Source organism: Streptomyces boninensis (assembly GCF_048572725.1).
Taxonomy (GTDB): domain Bacteria; phylum Actinomycetota; class Actinomycetes; order Streptomycetales; family Streptomycetaceae; genus Streptomyces; species Streptomyces boninensis.
In genome coordinates this window covers 2972213-2988539 of the sequence record NZ_CP183837.1, presented here as the reverse complement: position 1 = coordinate 2988539, position 16327 = coordinate 2972213, and the positions used below count along the sequence as shown (strand labels likewise).

The following is a 16327-nucleotide window of genomic DNA, read 5'->3' as shown; positions in this document are numbered from 1 at the left end:
ACGGCGGATCAGCCCTTCTTCGCGCCGAGGTCGGCGGCCCACGGGTAGTAGAGGTACGCCATGGACGCCGGCGCGCCGGTCAGCTTGCCGCTGAGGATCAGCGTGGACGGTATCTGCGCGACCGGGATCCACACGCTCGCGTCCGTGAACAGCCGCTGCGCCTTGACCGTCAGCCGGGCCCGCTCGGCGTCGTCGATGGTGGCGAGCGCCTTGTTGACGGCGGTGTCGTACGCCTTGTCCTTGAAGCCGGTCCAGTTGTTCTCGCTGCCGGACAGCGCGTTGTCCAGCACGCCGACCGGGTCGCTCTTGGAGATGTACCAGTCGCCGACGAAGAGATCGACCTCGGAGCGCTTGGCCTTGTCGCCGTAGAAGGTCTCGAACTCCGACGGCGGCACGGTCTTGATCTCGCCCCGGAGCCCGATCTGCTGCAGCGCTGCCCGCACCGCATTGGCCATCACCGTACGGCCCTGGGTGGAGTCGGTGCCGATGAGGATCGGGTCCTTGGGTCCGCCCGCCTCCTTGACCAGCTCCTTCGCCCGGGCCAGGTCCTTCGCGCCCGGCTTGGCGGGGGCGTAACCGGTCTCCTTCTGCGCGGCGGCGAAGGCCGTCTTCTCGTATCCCCACGCGCCGGAGCCCGCGGGCAGGTTCCACGGCTCGACCAGGCCGCCATAGCCGGACTTGGCGATGCCGGTGCGGTCGAGGGCCAGGGACAGGGCGCGGCGGATCTTCGGGTCCGCGAGGCCGCCGCGCTCGGTGGGCATCAGCGTCAGGACGGCGGTGGACGGGCCGAAGTGCAGGTCGACGCCCTTGGCGGAGTCCAGCGCGGCGGCCGTGTTGGGCGCCTCGGTGTACGCGCCGTCGGCGGCGCCGGTCTTCAGCGCATTGACCATGGCGCTGTCGGCGGCCCAGGTGAACTCCACCTTGCCGGTCAGGGGCTTCTTGCCCCAGTAGTCGTCATAGCGGGCGATGGCGACCGAGTCGCCGGACTTCCAGCTCTTCAGTGCGTACGGCCCGGTGCAGGCGTCGGGGTGCCCGGGGGTGCCGAACTCCTTGCCCGCCTTCTCCACCGCCTTGCGCTGGTAGATGATGCCCGCGTCGCCCGCGAGGGCCTTGGCGAACATGGCGTCGGGGCGGCTGAAGCGGACCGTGATCTCGCGCTCGCCGGTGGCCTTCATCGACTTCACGTGCTCGAACTCGTCGGCCTGCTCCATGCCGTCGGCGGCATGCCGCTTCAGGCTGAACAGCACGTCGTCCGCGGTCATCTTCGACCCGTCGTGGAAGGTGACGTCATCCCGGAGCGTAAGGACGAGGGTGCGGTCGTCGGGGCGGCTCTCCTTCGCCGCCAGATGCGGCTGTACGGACATGTCGGGACGCAGCTGGTACAGCCGCTCGCAGACATTGCTGAGGATGACGCGGCCTGCGCTGGTGCCCTGGGTGTCCAGGTCGAGGGAGTCGGGCTCGTCCTCGAGCAGCCACTTGACCGTGCCGGTCGGGCCGCCGGCGGCCGGGGTGGTGGCGGTGAGCTTCAGGTCGGCGGCCTTCTTGGCGGAGCCGCCGGCGCTGTCCGGTGCGCCGCCGCAGCCGGCGAGGGCGAGCGCACCGGCCGTACAGGCGGCGGCCGTGGCGAGCGTGTGGGTGAGCTTCATGGCGGGGCTCCCTGAGGGCGTCGGGCGGGTCAGCCGGCGTGCGGGCCGTCGTAGAGGTTCCAGGGCAGGTGCTGGTACTCGCGGTCGCAGGGGGTGCCGGGAGTTATCCAGTAGTCGCCGGTGGTGAGGTCGGCGCAGGAGGAGACGAGGGTGGCCCAGCGGCCGAGCTCGGGCCTGCGGGTGTCGGGGTGGGTGCACAGCGACTCGGGATAGCCGAGGTGGTCGGACATCGCGCGGCGGATCAGCTTCAGCGACTCCGCCTGCGAGGTGGCGCCGCGCAGCGCCTTCAGGCCGTCCTCTGCGCGCGGGACGCGCACCAGCGAGTCGGAGGACATCGGGCGGTAGCCGGCGGCGAGTTCGGCGGGGATGTGCGCCTGGTAGTGATTGCCGTGCACCAGCAGCCCGTCGGCGGGGTGCAGCCAGCCGACGCCCGCGGGGGTCGTCTCCAGGTCCACGGCATAGCCCTCGCGGCAGGTCAGCAGCGCATTGCTGGCGATGTGGGCGCGGGTGGAGCAGAGCACGTCGAGCGCGTCGGTGATCGACGGCTGGTCGAGCACGCTGCGCCTGATCACCGTCTGCGGCAGCCCGACGGCGTCGTCGAAGCGGCCGCCGAGCCCGTTGGCGTTGAGCGCGAGGCCCGCGGAGTTGGCGCCCTGGCGGCCGATCTGGCCGGCTTCGACCTGCATGATCAGCGTGGGCTTCGGCGGCTGGACGATGCGCAGCATGACGACGGTGTCGCCGACGCCGGCCCGCCAGTCCCAGTTCTGCCCGGCATAGACATGCCCGTCGCCGCTGGCCTCCCCGTACAGAGCGAAGGAGGTGCAGCCCTCGGCGGGCTCGGGTTCCCGCGCTTCCGCCATGGCGGCGAAGGAGCTGTCATAGAGCACCTCACCGCGGGCATTGAGCGCGAGCACGTCGAGCAGCTCCACCCCGGCCCCGTCCGCGATGCCCGCCATCTCCTCCACGAGATGCGGCGCATACGTCCGCACCGGCTCCAGCCAGCGGGCGGCGCGCCGGGTCACCTCCTCCCAGGTCAGGCCGGAGGACGCGGCGAAGGCCGCCTCGTAGTAGGCCAGGGAGGCGTGCAGCAGCGGCCGGACTGCCTCTCCGTACTGCCGCCCGCGCTCGGCCGGGCTGCCGGAGATCTCGATGACCGGGAGGGTGCGCATCGCCATACTTCTCCTTGCCGTCCCCGCACCGCCGTAGCTGCTGTAATGTCTGTTACGAGATGCGGGGTTCCTGAAATGGACTGCTCGGCAGTAGAGTAACGGGCATCACAGAGGAGTCAATACCTGTAATGGAAGTTTCAGACGCGTTGACCCGGCTCCGCACCGCCGTGCGGGACAGCTGGGAGGAGTTGTCGGCATCGGAGCGCGCGGTGGCGCACTATCTCGTGAGTGCGCCGGTCGAGCAGCTTCTCTTCGCCAGCGCCCAGGAGTTGGGCGCCGCGAGCGGCACCAGCAACGCCACGGCCGTGCGCGCCCTCAAGCGCCTCGGCTACGGCGGCCTGCCCGCCCTCAAGCGCGAGCTGGCCGCCGACTTCACCACCGCCGTCTCCCCGGAGGTGCGGCTCCAGCAGCGCATCCACCACGCGGGGCGGGACCTCGACGGCGTCTGGAACGACGTCTTCGACGAGGCCCAGGAGCGCATCGAGCACGGCCGCCGGCTCACCGATTCCGAGACCCTCAAGCGCGCGGTGGCCGCCCTCGCCGAGGCCCGCGAGGTGTTCTGCTACGGGGTCGCCGCCTCCGAGCTCGCCGCCCGCCATCTCGCCCTCGCGCTCGGCCGCATCGGCCGCCGGGCCCGCTTCGTCGGCGCCACCGGCTTCGCCCTCGCCGACCCGATGCTGTCCCTGGACCGCGGCGACGTCGTCGTCCTCTTCCAGCCCGGCCGCGAACTCGCCGAGATCGAGCTGCTGGTCGACCGCGCCCGCACCGTCGGCGCGAAGGTGCTGCTGGTCACCGACACGCTCGCCGAGACGTACGCCGACCGCGTCGAGGCCGCGCTGACCACCTCGCCGTCACCGACCGGCATCACCACCGAGTCGCTGGGCGGCCTCCTGGTCGCCGACGCGCTGCTGCTTGCGCTCGCCGCGCTGGACGAGCCGCGCGCGGTCGAGACCTCGCATCAGCTGACGGCGCTGCGCGAGCGGATCCTGGGGCAGCGGGAGCGGGGGTCCCGTAAGGCGTAAAGCGGGGGTCTCGTAGGGCGTAAAGCGGGGGTCCCGTAAGGCGTAAAACGTCAGAGCCCCCGCCCGCCGCCTACAACTCCGGCCGCTCCGGCGGCGTCTTCGCCGGGTTCTCCGCGAGCGCCGCCAGCGCGATCCGGATCGCCTCGTCGAGCTGCGGATCGCGCCCCGCCACCGAGTCCTGCGGCGTGTGCACGACCTCCACATCCGGGTCGACGCCGTAGTTCTCCACGCCCCAGCCCGGACCCTCCAGCCAGAACGCGTACTTGGGCTGGGTCACCTGCGTCCCGTCCACCAGCCCGTACCGGCTGTCGATGCCGATGACGCCGCCCCAGGTCCGCATGCCCACCACCGGCCCGATGCCGAGCGCCTTGATGGCGGCATTGACGATGTCCCCGTCCGAGCCGGAGAACTCGTTCGCCACCGCCACCACCGGCCCGCGCGGCGCATCCTGCGGATAGCTGTACGGCTGCCCGTCGCGCGGCAGATCCCAGCCCACGATGCGGCGCGCCAGCTTCTCCACCACCAGCTGCGAGGTGTGCCCGCCGCGGTTCTCCCGTACGTCCACCACCAGGCCCTCGCGCGCCACCTCCACCCCCAGGTCGCGGTGGATCTGCGCCCAGCCGGGCGCCTGCATGTCGGGCACGTGCAGATACCCGAGCCGCCCACCCGACCGCTCATGCACATAGGCGCGCCGCTCGGCGACCCACGCGTGATAGCGCAGCGGCTCCTCGTCCGATACGGGCACGACCACCGCATGCCGCACCTCACCGCCGCCCGCGGGCGAAATGGCCAGCTCAACCGGCTTGCCCGCGGCGCCCGTCAGCAGCGGCCCGGGCCCCGTCTCCGTATCGACAGGGCGGCCGTCCACCGCCACGATCGCGTCGCCCCGGCGCACCGCGGCGCCCGGCGCGGCCAGCGGGGAACGGGCGCGCGGGTCGGAGGACTCCGACGGCAGCACCCGGTCGACGCGCCACCGGCCCTCGGCGTCGCGGGAGAGATCCGCGCCCAGCAACCCCTGCCGCACGGCCGGGTCGTAGCCGCCGCGCGGCCGCACGTACGCATGCGACGTACCGAGCTCGCCCTGCACCTCCCACAGCAGGTCGACCAGGTCGTCATGGGTGGCGACCCGGTCGAGGACCGGGCGATAGCGCTCCAGGACGCCGTCCCAGTCGGTGCCGCTCATGTCGGCGCGCCAGAAGTTGTCGCGCATCAGCCGGCCCGCCTCGTCGTACATCTGCCGCCACTCCGCGGCCGGGTCGAGGACGTGGCGGATGCGGGAGACGTCGACGGTGATACGGGCGCCGTTGCCGTCGTCGTCCTCGTCGTGGCGGGTGGTCTTGCGGTCCGCCGGTACGACCTTGAGCTTGCCGCTCGCGCGCAGCAGCACCCGCTTGCCGTCGCCGCTGACCGCGTACGAGTACGTGTCGTCGGCCAGTTCCTCCAGGCGCTGCTGGGCCAGGTCGTACCGCTCCAGCGCGGTCGACGGGCCCTCGTCGTCCGGGTCGGCGAGGGCGGTGCCGAGGACGCCGGTGAGCGGGTGCTTCAGCCACAGCACGCCGTTCTCGGCGGCGCGCAGCGTCGAATAGCGGGCGGCTTCGACCGGGAACGGGACTATGCGGTCCGCGAGCCCCTCCAGGTCGACGCGGGTGGCGGGCACGCTGTCCGAGTCGTCGCCGTCGCCGGAGTCCTTGGGCTTCTCGGCCGGGCGGCCGTGCCGCTGCGGGCCGAACGGCGACGGGGTGTCCGCGGCGAGCGTGATCAGGTGCGGGCGGCAGGCGTTGGGGAACGACAGGTCGAAGCTGTGCCGGTCGTAGACCGGATCGAAGGCCCGCTCGGACAGGAACGCGAGGTGCTTGCCGTCCGCGGTGAAGGCGGGCGAGAAGTCGTCGAAGCGCAGCGGCGTCGCCTCGGCCACGGCCAGGTCGGCGGTGGCGGCGAGCTTCAGCTGCCGCAGGTCGGCGGGGCCCGGATGCGACCAGGCCAGCCAGGCGCTGTCCGGCGAGAAGACCAGGCCGCTCGCCCGGTCGTACGCGCTGCGGTCGACCTCGCGCGTCTCCCCGCTCGTACGGTCCACCAGCAGCACCCGGCCGTCGTGCGCGGCCACCGCGAAGCGGGTGCCGTCGGGGGAGACGGCGAGGTCCACCACCCGGCCGAGTTCGCCGCCGGCCAGCCTTCTTGGTGTGGCGCCGGGGGCGAGGCCGGTGGCGGGGGCGGTCTCCAGGGCGTCCGCGCCGTCGGCGTCGGTGACCCAGACGACGTGTTCGGCCGGCTCGGCGCCGTCCACCCGGAAGACCCGGGGCAGCCGGGCCCGTACCCCCGGCTCGGCCGCCAGCGAACGGGCCGGGCCCTCGCGGTGGGTGACCCAGTGCAGCGAGCCGCGGACCAGCACGGCGCTGCCGCGGGCGGTGTGGTCGGGGCGGGCGGCGGCCAGCCAGCCGGCCGGGTCGACGGGGCGCGGGCGCTGGTCGGTGCGCTGCCCGCCCAGGTGGACGGCGAGCTCCTCCGGCTCGTCGTCGAGGCTGCGCAGGAGGTGGAGTTCGCCGGCCGCGGCGAAGACGACGCGGGTGCCGTCGGTGGCGGCGTGGCGGGCGTAGAAGCCGTCGAGGGGGGTGTGGCGGCGGAGGTCTGAGCCGTCGGGGAGGGAGGAGTAGAGGGCGCCGGTGCCTTCGTGGTCGGAGAGGAAGGCGAGGCGGTCGCCGATCCAGAGGGGGGATTCGATGTTGCCGTCGAGGTCGGGGTGGATGCGGGTGAACTCGCCGTCGCTGTCGGGCTGCGAGAGCCACAGCTTGCCCGCGGTGCCGCCCCGGTAGCGCTTCCAGTACGCGGCCTCGCGGCCCATCGTCACCGACAGCAGCAGGACGCGTCCTTCCGGCCCGTACGCGACCCCGCCCACCGGCCCGTACGGCAGCCGCTCGGCAGGGCTGCCGTCGACCGGGACCGCCCACGCCCAGCTGCGGCGCAGGGAGGCCTGGCCGTACGTGCTGATGGCCAGCACCCGGCCGTCCGGGGTCCAGCCGCGCACGGAGGTCGTGGCGCTGCCCCAGTGGGTGAGGCGGGTGGCGGGGCCGCCGTCGGCCGGGGCCACGAGGACCTCGGGGGCGCCCTCGCGGGTGGAGGTCCAGGCGACGTGCGCGCCGTCGGGGGAGAGGCGGGGGTGCGAGACGGGCACGTTGTCGGCGCTGACCCGCCAGGCGCGGCCGCCGCCGGTCAGCGGGGCCGCCCAGACGTCGTCCTCGGCGGTGAAGGTCACCAGGTCGTCGCGGAGGTGCGGGAAGCGGAGGTAGGCAGGCTGCGTCACCTCGCCATCCCATCATGGGGGTTGGGGAGGTGACATCGGTTTCCCGGATCCTTGATCCTTACTTGGCCGGCCGCTCAGCGGGGATCGGCTCGTCCTTGCGCATGCGCTCGAAGAGGTCCTTGGCGCGCTTCCTGTCCCACAGGACGCTGCTGCCCTTGTCGGTCCAGTGGTACTTGTCGGCGATCGGGATCTGCACCTGCCTGCCCTTGCCCTGGGACACCTTCTGCACTGCCTGTGCCATACGTACGAGGTCGGGGATGTCGGTGTCCTGGTCGACGATGACGGAGCCGAGCGCGGCCTCGACGATGCCGCGGACCTTGCCCGGGCTCATGAGGGTCTTCTTTGACGCGGCCTGGTGGGCGAGGGCGCTGAGGAACTTCTGCTGGTTCTTGGCGCGGCCGAGGTCGCCTTCGGCTTCCTGGTGGCGTTGCCGTACGAAGGACAGGCCCTGGGCGCCGTCGAGGACCTGGCAGCCCTTCTTGAGGTCGGCGCCGGAGTTCTCGTCCTTGACCGGCCTGTCGAGGCACATGCGAACGCCGCCGACCGCGTCGACGATGTTCACGAAGCCGGCGAAGCCGACCTCCGCGTAGTGGTCGATGCGCAGGCCGGTGTTCCGCTCGATGGTCTTCACCAGGAAGGGGGCGCCGCCGTAACTGAACGCCGCGTTGAGCTTGTTGTGCTCGGCGCCGTACTGCTTGCCGTTCTCCGGGCGGATGAACGACGGCATGTCCGACCACGAGTCGCGGGGGAGGCTGGTCATGGTGGTGCCGTGCTTGCCGGTGTGCACCAGCATCATCGAGTCCGTGCGACGGCCGACCGGGTCGCCGGTGTGCAGCTTCTCGCGGTCCTCGCGGGAGAGGCCGGCGCGGCTGTCGGAGCCGACGATGAGGTAGTTGGTGCCCTCGCCGGGGAGGGGCCGGTCGTTGACCTTGTCGAGGTCGAGCCCGCGATTGAGCTTGCTGTCGGCCCAGCCGTACGCCCCGAGGGGGGATAGCAGCGCGAGACAGGCGATGACGGCCAGGAGGCGCCGGCGTATTCGGCGGCGGCGCCGGCGCCTTGCCTCGGGCGGCTCGGCGGGTTGCGCGTCGGGGTCGCCGCCGAAGTGATCCTCGGGGGGCAGGGGGGTGGCGGGGGCGGTACGGGTGAGGATGACGGTGCCGTCGGGGGACCAGGGGGTGCGCGGGGCGCCAGGGGCGCCGTGGGGCGCGGGAACTGCCGCGCCGGGGCGGCCGGGCAGGTGGGCCCCATCCGCGGGCATTTGGAGACCGCCTGACGGCGGATGGACCGCGCCCCCAGAAGCATGCGCGCTGCCGCCCAGCCGATAGACCCCGCCTCCGGCGGACAAGTGGGCAGCGCCTCCAGGTGAGTGGGCATTGCTCTCGGCCTGGTGAGCTCCGCCGCCGGGCGGGTATGCCTCGCCTCGGATCGGGGCAGATGGGTCGCCTAGTGGGTACGCCCCGCTTCCGGCCAGGTGAGTTCCAGCCGGCCCGTAGCTCTCGCCTCCGGCCAAGTGCCCAGTCTGAACCGCGGGGTGGTCTGCGCCCCCGGCCATGTACGGCCCGCCGCCGCCCGGCGGGTAGACCTCGCTCCTGGCCATGGGTCCGGATTGCCCCGCGGGGTGGACCACGCCGCCGCCCACGTACGGCGCCCCGCCTCCCGGCGGATGGATGATGCCCTCCGCCAAGTGGTCCGTGCCGTGGGCCAGATGCCCAGGATCCGGGTGCATGGAGGCCGCGCCCGCAGGCATCGGCGCGCCCCGCCCGTCCGCGGGCTGTTCCGCGCCGGGACTCTCCGCACCGCGACGACCCGCACCGCGCCTGCGCTCGCCGCGGCGCCCAGCGCTACGACGGCCCGAGCCTCCGCCACGTCGCCTCGCGCCGCGCCGGCCCGTACCGTCGGAGCCCTCCCCGGAAGGCCCTTCGGAGCCCCTGCGGCCCCCGGAAAGCCCCTCCGACCCATGCACAGCGACCGTCTCCCTCTCCTTCACCCGCTCCTCCGGCTGCGTCACCTCGACGCCGCCGATGGCGTCCGCCGCGCTGCCCGAGCGCTTCATCCGGCCCCAGTTCAGGGTGATCCCCGACAGCACCGTCACCATCGACTGGATCACGACCAGGTACATCAGCAGCCGGTACGTGAACAATTGCAGCGGCAGCGACCACAGCGTCCGCAGCCGCTCGCCGTCGAGCTTCAGCGCGTAGCCGGCGATCGCGATCTGGGCGCCCATGAAGAGCAGCCACACGCTCGCCGCCTTGAGCGGGTTGCCGAACAGCAGCCCGTACAGCGCGAAGACGTCCAGCAGCGGCGTGAACAGCGGCAGCGCCACCTGGAAGACCGAGATGTACGTGAGGCCGCGGCGCGCGAAGCGACCCGCCGCGCCGACCTCGCGGATCGCGTGGCGGTGCTTGGCCATGGCCTGCAGCGTGCCGTAGCACCAGCGGTAGCGCTGCCGCCACAGCTGCCGCAGCGTGGTCGGGACCTCGGTCCAGGCGACCGCGGTCTCCTCGTAGACGACCCGCCAGCCGCCCCGCCACAGCGCCATCGTCAGGTCGGTGTCCTCGGCGAGGGTGTCGTCGCTGACCCCGCCCACGCCGATGAGCGCGTCCCGGCGGAAGGCGCCGATGGCGCCGGGGACGGTTGTGATGCACTCCAGGACGTCGAACATCCGCCGGTCGAGGTTGAACCCGCAGACGTACTCCAGATGCTGCCAGCGCCCCAGCAGCCGCTTCCGGTTGCCGACCTTCGTATTGCCGGAGACCGCGCCGATCGCCGGATGCGCGAGAGGCTGGATCAGCCGCTCGATGGCCTCGGGCTCGAGGACCGTGTCGCCGTCGACCATCACCACGATCTCCGACTCGGCATAGCTCAGCCCGGTGTTGAGCGCCGCCGCCTTGCCCGAGTTGGGCTGCTTGACCACCAGCACGCGCGGGTCGCCCAGTTCGGCGGCGAGTTCGGACGTACGGTCCTCCGAGCCGTCGTCGATCACGATGATCTGCAGCTGCTGGTGCGTGGCGGCGAGCAGCGAGCGCAGCGTCGACTGGATGCCCGCCTCCTCGTTGTGCGCGGGCACCAGCACCGTCACCGGCTCGTTGACCTCGCGCAGCCAGGGCGAGCCGGGGCGGAAGCGGCCGAGCCGCCGGACGTGCGTACGGGCCCAGAACCACAGCAGCCCGAGGCGCAGCAGCGCGAGGCCGATGGTGAGGCCGAGCAGCCAGCCCATCGCGTCGGTGAAGGCGTGCGAGACATTGCGTACGGCGATCAGGGCCATGCCCTGCCAGATCTCCACGCTGGACGCGCGCTCGTCGGTCGACTTGCGCCCCGTCGCCTTCGTCACCGTCTCGAAGTGGTCGACGCCGCGCGCCTTCAGCAGCTTCTCCGCCTGCGCGAAGCCGTTCTCGGTCTGCGAGAACTGGCGTACCACGCCGGTTTCGTCGTCCCGGTACCACTTGTCGGAGGCGACCACCGTGTAGCCGTCCTCGGTGAGCCGCATGGCGGCCTTGCCCTCAGCGCCGCACAGCGTGTCGATGGCCGAGCTCTGCGGCAGCCGCAGCAGCCCGGTGTGGTAACCGGTGGCGCCGGCAAGGGCCTTCTGCGCCAGCCCCAGCTCCATGGAGGAGCGCAGCGCGGACGTCGTGCCGAGCGGGGCGCCGGTGTAGGTGAGCGAGCCGATCTCGTGGCCTGCCGCGCGGATCTTCCGCAGCAGGTACGGGTGCTGGGCGGCCTGCGCGCCGTGCACGAAGAACGTGGCGTGCGCGTTGTGCTGCTTCAGCAGGTCCAGGATGCGTGGCGTCCAGGTCGGGTCGGGCCCGCCGTCCACGGAGAGCGCCATGGTGCCGGGGGGTGCCGTGTCCGACACCTGCCGCCCGTGTTCGTACGCGCGTACCGGCCCGCCGTCGTCGACGGACTTCGCCGCCGGGCGGGTGCAGGCCTGCCGGGAGCCGGGGTCCTCGACCTGGTGGGTCGTCCACCCCTCGAAGAGCACTGCCGCGAACACCAGCGGCAGGATGGTCAGCATCAGCAGCCAGTGCCCTCGGGGCTCGCGCTGGCGCGCGTGTCTGCCTCTCATATACGCAGGCCTTTGCGGCCGCGGATATAAGGCGGGTTGTGGGGGGTCGCCTTACGCATGGTGCGCGAGCATAGTCAAGAGCCCGGGTGGTCTCACCCCAAACCCTGGTGACTTGTGACACCGGTGTGAAGAATCCATGGATGGGCAGGATGGCCGCGTACGGTGTCAGCCCCAGCGCCCCGTACGCGCCAGCAGCACCGCCGCCGCGGCCGTGCCCGCCGTGGAGGTGCGCAGCACCGTCGGCCCCAGCAGGCACGGCTTCGCGCCCGCGGCGGCGAAGGCGGCCAGCTCCTCCGGGGACACCCCGCCCTCCGGGCCGACGACCAGCACGATGTCGCCCGTCGTCGGCAGCTCGGCGCGGGCCAGCGCCTCGCTCGCTTCCTCGTGCAGTACGGCGGCGAAGGCGGCGCCCGCGAGGAGCTCCGCCAGCTGCTTGGTGGTGTGCGGCTCGGCGACCTCGGGGAAGCGCAGCCGCCGCGCCTGCTTGCCCGCCTCGCGCGCCGTCGCCCGCCACTTGCGCAGCGACTTCGCGCCCCGCTCGCCGCGCCACTGCGTCACGCAGCGGGCGGCGGACCAGGGCACGATCACATCGACGCCGGTCTCGGTCATCGTCTCTACGGCGACCTCGCCGCGGTCGCCCTTCGGGAGCGCCTGGACGACGGTGATGCGGGGGGCGGGCTCGGGTTCGTTACGGACCTCGCCGACCGTCACGGTCAGGGCTTCCTTGCCGTCGACGGCGGCGATCTCGCCGTACGCGCCGGTGCCCGCGCCGTCCGTGAGAATGATCTCCTCGCCGGCGCGGAGGCGGCGGACGGAGACGGCGTGACGGCCCTCGGGTCCTTCGAGGCGGACCGCGGCGCCTTCTCGTACCCCCGCGAGGGACTCGACCACGAACACCGGTGCCGTCACAGCTTGCTCCCCGTACTTCCCGTGGTCCCCGCGCTCCCGCTCAGCGCCGCCGTCAGCTCCTCGCCCAGCAGCTCCACCAGCTCCGCCGCCGGGAGCTCCCGGGCCAGGCCGAAGCCCTGGCCCGCCCACAGCGCCATGCCCTGCGGGTCGCCGGCCTGGGCGGCCGCGGCGCGGAGGGGGGCGGTCATGTGGTGGACCTGAGGGTAGGCGGCGGGGGCGTACGGGCCGTGTTCGCGGAGGAAGCGGTTGACGAGGCCGCGGGCCTGGCGGCCGGAGAAGGCGCGGGTGAGTTCGGTGCGGGTGTAGAGGCTGCCGGTGATCGCCCGCTTGTGGAGCGGGTGGGCGCCGGATTCCGGGCACACCAGGAACGCCGTGCCCAGCGCGGCCGCCTGCGCGCCCGCCGCCAGCACGGCGGCGATCTGGGCGCCGCGCATCAGGCCGCCCGCGGCGATCATCGGCAGCTCGGGGACGGCCTCGCCGACCTCGGCGAGGAGGGTGAGCAGGCCGCGGCGCGCGGAGTCCTGGCGCGGGTCGTTGCGGAAGGACGCCTGGTGGCCGCCCGCCTCCATGCCCTGTACGACGACGGCGTCGGCGCCTGCCCACTGCGCGGCCTGCGCCTCGGAGGCGCTGGTGACCGTGACGGCGGTGAGGGTGCCGGCGTGGGCGAAGGCGTCGAGGACGGCGCGGTCGGGGCAGCCGAAGGTGAAGGAGACGAGGGGGACCGGGTCGTCGAGGAGGACGGCGATCTTCGCGTCGTAGGCGTCCTCGCCGCCGGTGTTGGGGTCGCCGAGGGGGGTGTCGTACCAGGCGGATTCGCCGGCCAGCTGCTCGGCGTACGACTCAATGGCGCCGCCCGGCCGGGCCAGCGGCCCATCGGATGCGGCCGGGGTGCCGCGGTGGGGCATGAACACGTTCACGCCGAAGGGGCTGTCGGTGAGGGCGCGGAGCTGGCGGACCTCCTCGTACATCGCCTCGGGGGTCTTGTACCCCGCGGCGAGAAATCCGAGCGCCCCGGAGGCGGACACGGCGGCGGCCAGCGCAGGACAGCTGGCGCCGCCGGCCATCGGGGCCTGGACGATCGGGTGCGGTGAGAGATCACTCAGCGCGCTGGGCATGCCGTTATGTTGTCATGCGGGCGCGCGTGGCCTGGTCCGGGTGCCCGTCGCGTCGCCCGCCGCCGGAAGTCACCTTCCGTTGAAGGCGTCCTTCAGGCGTGAGAACAACCCCTGCTGCCCTGGCTGGAACTGGCCCGTCGGGCGCTCCTCGTCGCGCAGCTTCGCCAGCTGGCGCAGGATCTTCTCCTGCTCCTGGTCCAGCTTCGTCGGCGTGGTCACCTCGACGTGCACGATCAGGTCGCCGCGGCCGCCGCCGCGCAGGTGTGTGACGCCGCGCTGGTGCAGCGGGACCGACTGGCCGGACTGGGTGCCCGGGCGGATGTCGATCTCCTCCAGGCCGTCCAGCGTCTCCAGGTTGACCTTCGTGCCCAGCGCAGCCGCCGTCATCGGGATCGTCACCGTGCAGTGCAGGTCGTCGCCGCGGCGCTGGAACGTCGGGTGCGGCAGCTCGTGGATCTCCACGTACAGGTCGCCGGCGGGGCCGCCGCCGGGGCCGACCTCGCCCTCGCCCGCGAGCTGGATGCGGGTGCCGTTGTCGACGCCGGCCGGGATCTTGACCGTGAGCGTACGGCGCGAGCGGATGCGGCCGTCGCCCGCGCACTCCGGGCACGGGGTCGGCACGATGGTGCCGAAGCCCTGGCACTGCGGGCACGGGCGCGAGGTCATGACCTGGCCGAGGAAGGACCGGGTGACCTGGGAGACCTCGCCGCGGCCGCGGCACATGTCGCAGGTCTGCGGGGAGGTGCCGGGGGCGGCGCCCTCGCCGTTGCAGGTGTTGCAGACCACGGCGGTGTCGACCGTGATCTCCTTTGTCGTGCCGAAGGCGGACTCGTCCAGCTCCACGTCCAGGCGGATCATCGCGTCCTGGCCGCGCCGGGTGCGCGAGCGCGGGCCGCGCTGGGATGCCGTACCGAAGAAGGCATCCATGATGTCGCTGAAGTTGCCGAAGCCGCCCGCGCCGAAGCCGCCCGCGCCCCCGCCGTTCTGGGAGAGCGGGTCGCCGCCGAGGTCGTAGATCTGCTTCTTCTCCGGGTCGGAGAGGACCTCATAGGCGGCGTTGATCTCCTTGAACCGCTCCTGGGTCTTCGGATCCGGGTTCACGTCCGGGTGCAGCTCTCGGGCCAGCCGCCGGAACGCCTTCTTGATCTCGTCCTGGGATGCGTCGCGCTGGACGCCGAGGACCGCGTAGTAGTCCGTCGCCACTGTTATGACTCCGCCAGGATCTGTCCGACGTAACGTGCCACTGCGCGTACCGCTCCCATCGTTCCGGGGTAATCCATGCGGGTCGGGCCGACCACGCCGAGCTTTGCGAGGGCCTCGTTCTGAGGGCCTCCCGCACCGTAGCCGACCGAGACGACGGAGGCGGAGGTGAGTCCCTCGTGAGGGTTCTCATGCCCGATACGCACCGTGACGCCCGGCTCCTTCGCCTCGCCGAGCAGCTTCAGGAGGACGACATGCTCCTCCAGCGCCTCCAGCACGGGGCGGATGGTGCGGGGGAAGTCGTGGTCGAAGCGGGTCAGGTTGGAGGTGCCGCCGATCATCAGGCGCTCCTCGCTCTCCTCGACGAGCGCCTCCAGGAGGACGGCGAGCACGGTCGAGACCGTGGGCCGGTCGTCCGCCTCGAAGGCGTCCGGGAGGTCCTGCACCAGCTTCGGCACATCGGCGAACCGGCGGCCGACCACCCGGCTGTTGAGCCGGGCGCGCAGGTCCGCGATCGAGGTCTCGCCGAACGGGGCCGGGCAGTCCACGAGGCGCTGCTCGACCCGGCCGGTGTCTGTGATCAGCACGAGCATGATGCGGGCGGGGGCGAGCGGCAGCAGCTCGACATGCCGGACCGTGGAGCGGGTCAGCGACGGATACTGCACCACCGCGACCTGCCTGGTCAGCTGCGCGAGCAGCCGCACCGTACGGCCGACGACGTCGTCGAGGTCGACGGCGCCGTCGAGGAAGTTCTGGATGGCGCGCCGCTCCGGGACGGACAGCGGCTTGACGCCGGCGAGCTTGTCGACGAAGAGGCGGTAGCCCTTGTCCGTGGGGATGCGGCCCGCGGAGGTGTGGGGCTGGGCGATATAGCCCTCGTCCTCCAGGACCGCCATGTCATTGCGGACCGTGGCCGGGCTGACGCCCAGCTTGTGCCGCTCGGTGAGGACCTTGGAGCCGACCGGCTCCTCGGTGCCCACGTAATCCTGGACGATGGCACGCAGCACCTCGAGTCTGCGCTCGCTGAGCATGCCGCCCACCTCCAGCCGTGGTCCCTGGTGCTTCCCCCTGGCACTCTACGAGGCTGAGTGCCAGCTTTTCCCTGGCCAGTGTACGGCCGACCGCCGTCACCCCGGCAAGGCGGTCCGGGCGCGGGGCGGGGTGACTTCGCATAGCGTCGCGCTATGGACGCGGAGAGGGAAGAGCACGCGCGCTGGGAACAGCTCGCGCCAGGCGTCGTGCGCCGGAGGCTCCCGCACTGGGACGCGACCGCCGGTGCGGTGTGCGGTCCGGACGGCCTGCTGCTGATCGACTCCGGGGCGTCGCTGCGGGAGGGGGCGGAGCTGCGGGGCCAGCTCCGCTCGCACTTCGGCCGGCCGGTGACGCATATCGCGCTCACCCATCCGCATTTTGATCATGTGCTGGGCACGGCGGCCTTCTCGGGTGTGGAGGTGTACGGGCCGCACGGCATCGACTCGGTGCTGCGGGAGGGCAAGGACGAGCTGCGCGGCGATGCGGTACGGCACGGGCTTGGGCACCGGGAGGCCGCGGAGGCGGCGGATGTGGTGGTGGCGCCGCAGCATCTGGTGGCGGGGGAGTGGTCGCTGGACCTGGGGGGCGGGGTGGAGGTGCTGCTGGCGAATGTGGGGCCCGCGCACTCGTCGCACGACATGGTGGTGATGGTGCAGACCTCCCCGCCCATCGTCTTCTGCGGCGACCTGGTCGAGGAGTCGGGCGTACCGCAGGCGGGTTCGGATGCGCATCCGGCGCGCTGGTCGGAGGTGCTCGACCAGGTGCTGGAGATGGCGGGCGAGGACGCGGTGTACGTGCCCGGGCACGGGGCGGTCGTGGACGCGGCCTTCGTACGGCGGCAACGCGACGAACTGGCCGAGGGCTTGGGCTAAT

At 72.5% G+C, this 16327-nt stretch carries 10 protein-coding genes; 2 read left to right on the top strand and 8 right to left on the bottom strand.

What is annotated here, in order from left to right:
• Positions 1-8: 8 nt before the first annotated feature.
• Both ACNNMR_RS13525 and ACNNMR_RS13520 read right to left on the bottom strand, forming a co-directional pair.
• Positions 9-1646, bottom strand: coding sequence for an ABC transporter substrate-binding protein (locus tag ACNNMR_RS13525; protein WP_419994842.1), 1638 nt, complete (start codon positions 1644-1646; stop codon positions 9-11).
• A 29-nt stretch (positions 1647-1675) separates the two neighbouring features.
• The gene (locus tag ACNNMR_RS13520; protein WP_419994841.1) at positions 1676-2821 is read right to left on the bottom strand and encodes a C45 family autoproteolytic acyltransferase/hydolase; all 1146 of its coding nucleotides are present in this window, start codon (positions 2819-2821) and stop codon (positions 1676-1678) included.
• A gap of 122 nt (positions 2822-2943) precedes the next feature.
• On the opposite strand from ACNNMR_RS13520, the gene ACNNMR_RS13515 reads away from it, so the two are divergent.
• Positions 2944-3837: a MurR/RpiR family transcriptional regulator gene (locus tag ACNNMR_RS13515; RefSeq protein ID WP_419994840.1), complete on the top strand. Its 894-nt coding sequence runs from the start codon at positions 2944-2946 to the stop codon at positions 3835-3837.
• A gap of 70 nt (positions 3838-3907) precedes the next feature.
• On the opposite strand, the gene ACNNMR_RS13510 is transcribed toward ACNNMR_RS13515, so the two are convergent.
• The 6 genes from ACNNMR_RS13510 to hrcA all read right to left on the bottom strand — a co-directional run bounded on the left by ACNNMR_RS13510 (position 3908) and on the right by hrcA (position 15453).
• The gene (locus ACNNMR_RS13510; RefSeq protein WP_419994839.1) at positions 3908-7135 is read right to left on the bottom strand and encodes a S41 family peptidase; all 3228 of its coding nucleotides are present in this window, start codon (positions 7133-7135) and stop codon (positions 3908-3910) included.
• Positions 7136-7193: 58 nt separating this feature from the next.
• The gene (locus tag ACNNMR_RS13505; protein ID WP_419994838.1) at positions 7194-11198 is read right to left on the bottom strand and encodes an LCP family protein; all 4005 of its coding nucleotides are present in this window, start codon (positions 11196-11198) and stop codon (positions 7194-7196) included.
• Between the two features lie 165 nt (positions 11199-11363).
• Positions 11364-12107 carry a 16S rRNA (uracil(1498)-N(3))-methyltransferase gene (locus ACNNMR_RS13500; protein WP_419994837.1) on the bottom strand — a complete coding sequence of 248 codons (744 nt, stop codon included), beginning with the start codon at positions 12105-12107 and terminating at the stop codon, positions 11364-11366.
• Positions 12104-13222, bottom strand: a complete 1119-nt coding sequence (locus ACNNMR_RS13495) for a nitronate monooxygenase (RefSeq protein WP_419994836.1) — start codon at positions 13220-13222, stop codon at positions 12104-12106. The genes ACNNMR_RS13500 and ACNNMR_RS13495 overlap by 4 nt, the downstream gene beginning before the upstream one ends.
• A gap of 69 nt (positions 13223-13291) precedes the next feature.
• Positions 13292-14425: a molecular chaperone DnaJ gene (dnaJ, locus tag ACNNMR_RS13490; RefSeq protein ID WP_419994835.1), complete on the bottom strand. Its 1134-nt coding sequence runs from the start codon at positions 14423-14425 to the stop codon at positions 13292-13294.
• A gap of 2 nt (positions 14426-14427) precedes the next feature.
• Positions 14428-15453: a heat-inducible transcriptional repressor HrcA gene (gene hrcA, locus ACNNMR_RS13485; RefSeq protein WP_419994834.1), complete on the bottom strand. Its 1026-nt coding sequence runs from the start codon at positions 15451-15453 to the stop codon at positions 14428-14430.
• A gap of 153 nt (positions 15454-15606) precedes the next feature.
• Here hrcA and ACNNMR_RS13480 point away from each other — a divergent pair, with 153 nt between their 5' ends.
• A complete protein-coding gene (locus ACNNMR_RS13480) occupies positions 15607-16326 on the top strand; it encodes an MBL fold metallo-hydrolase (RefSeq protein ID WP_419994833.1) in 720 nt (239 codons plus the stop codon).
• The last annotated feature ends 1 nt before the right edge of the window (position 16327 follow it).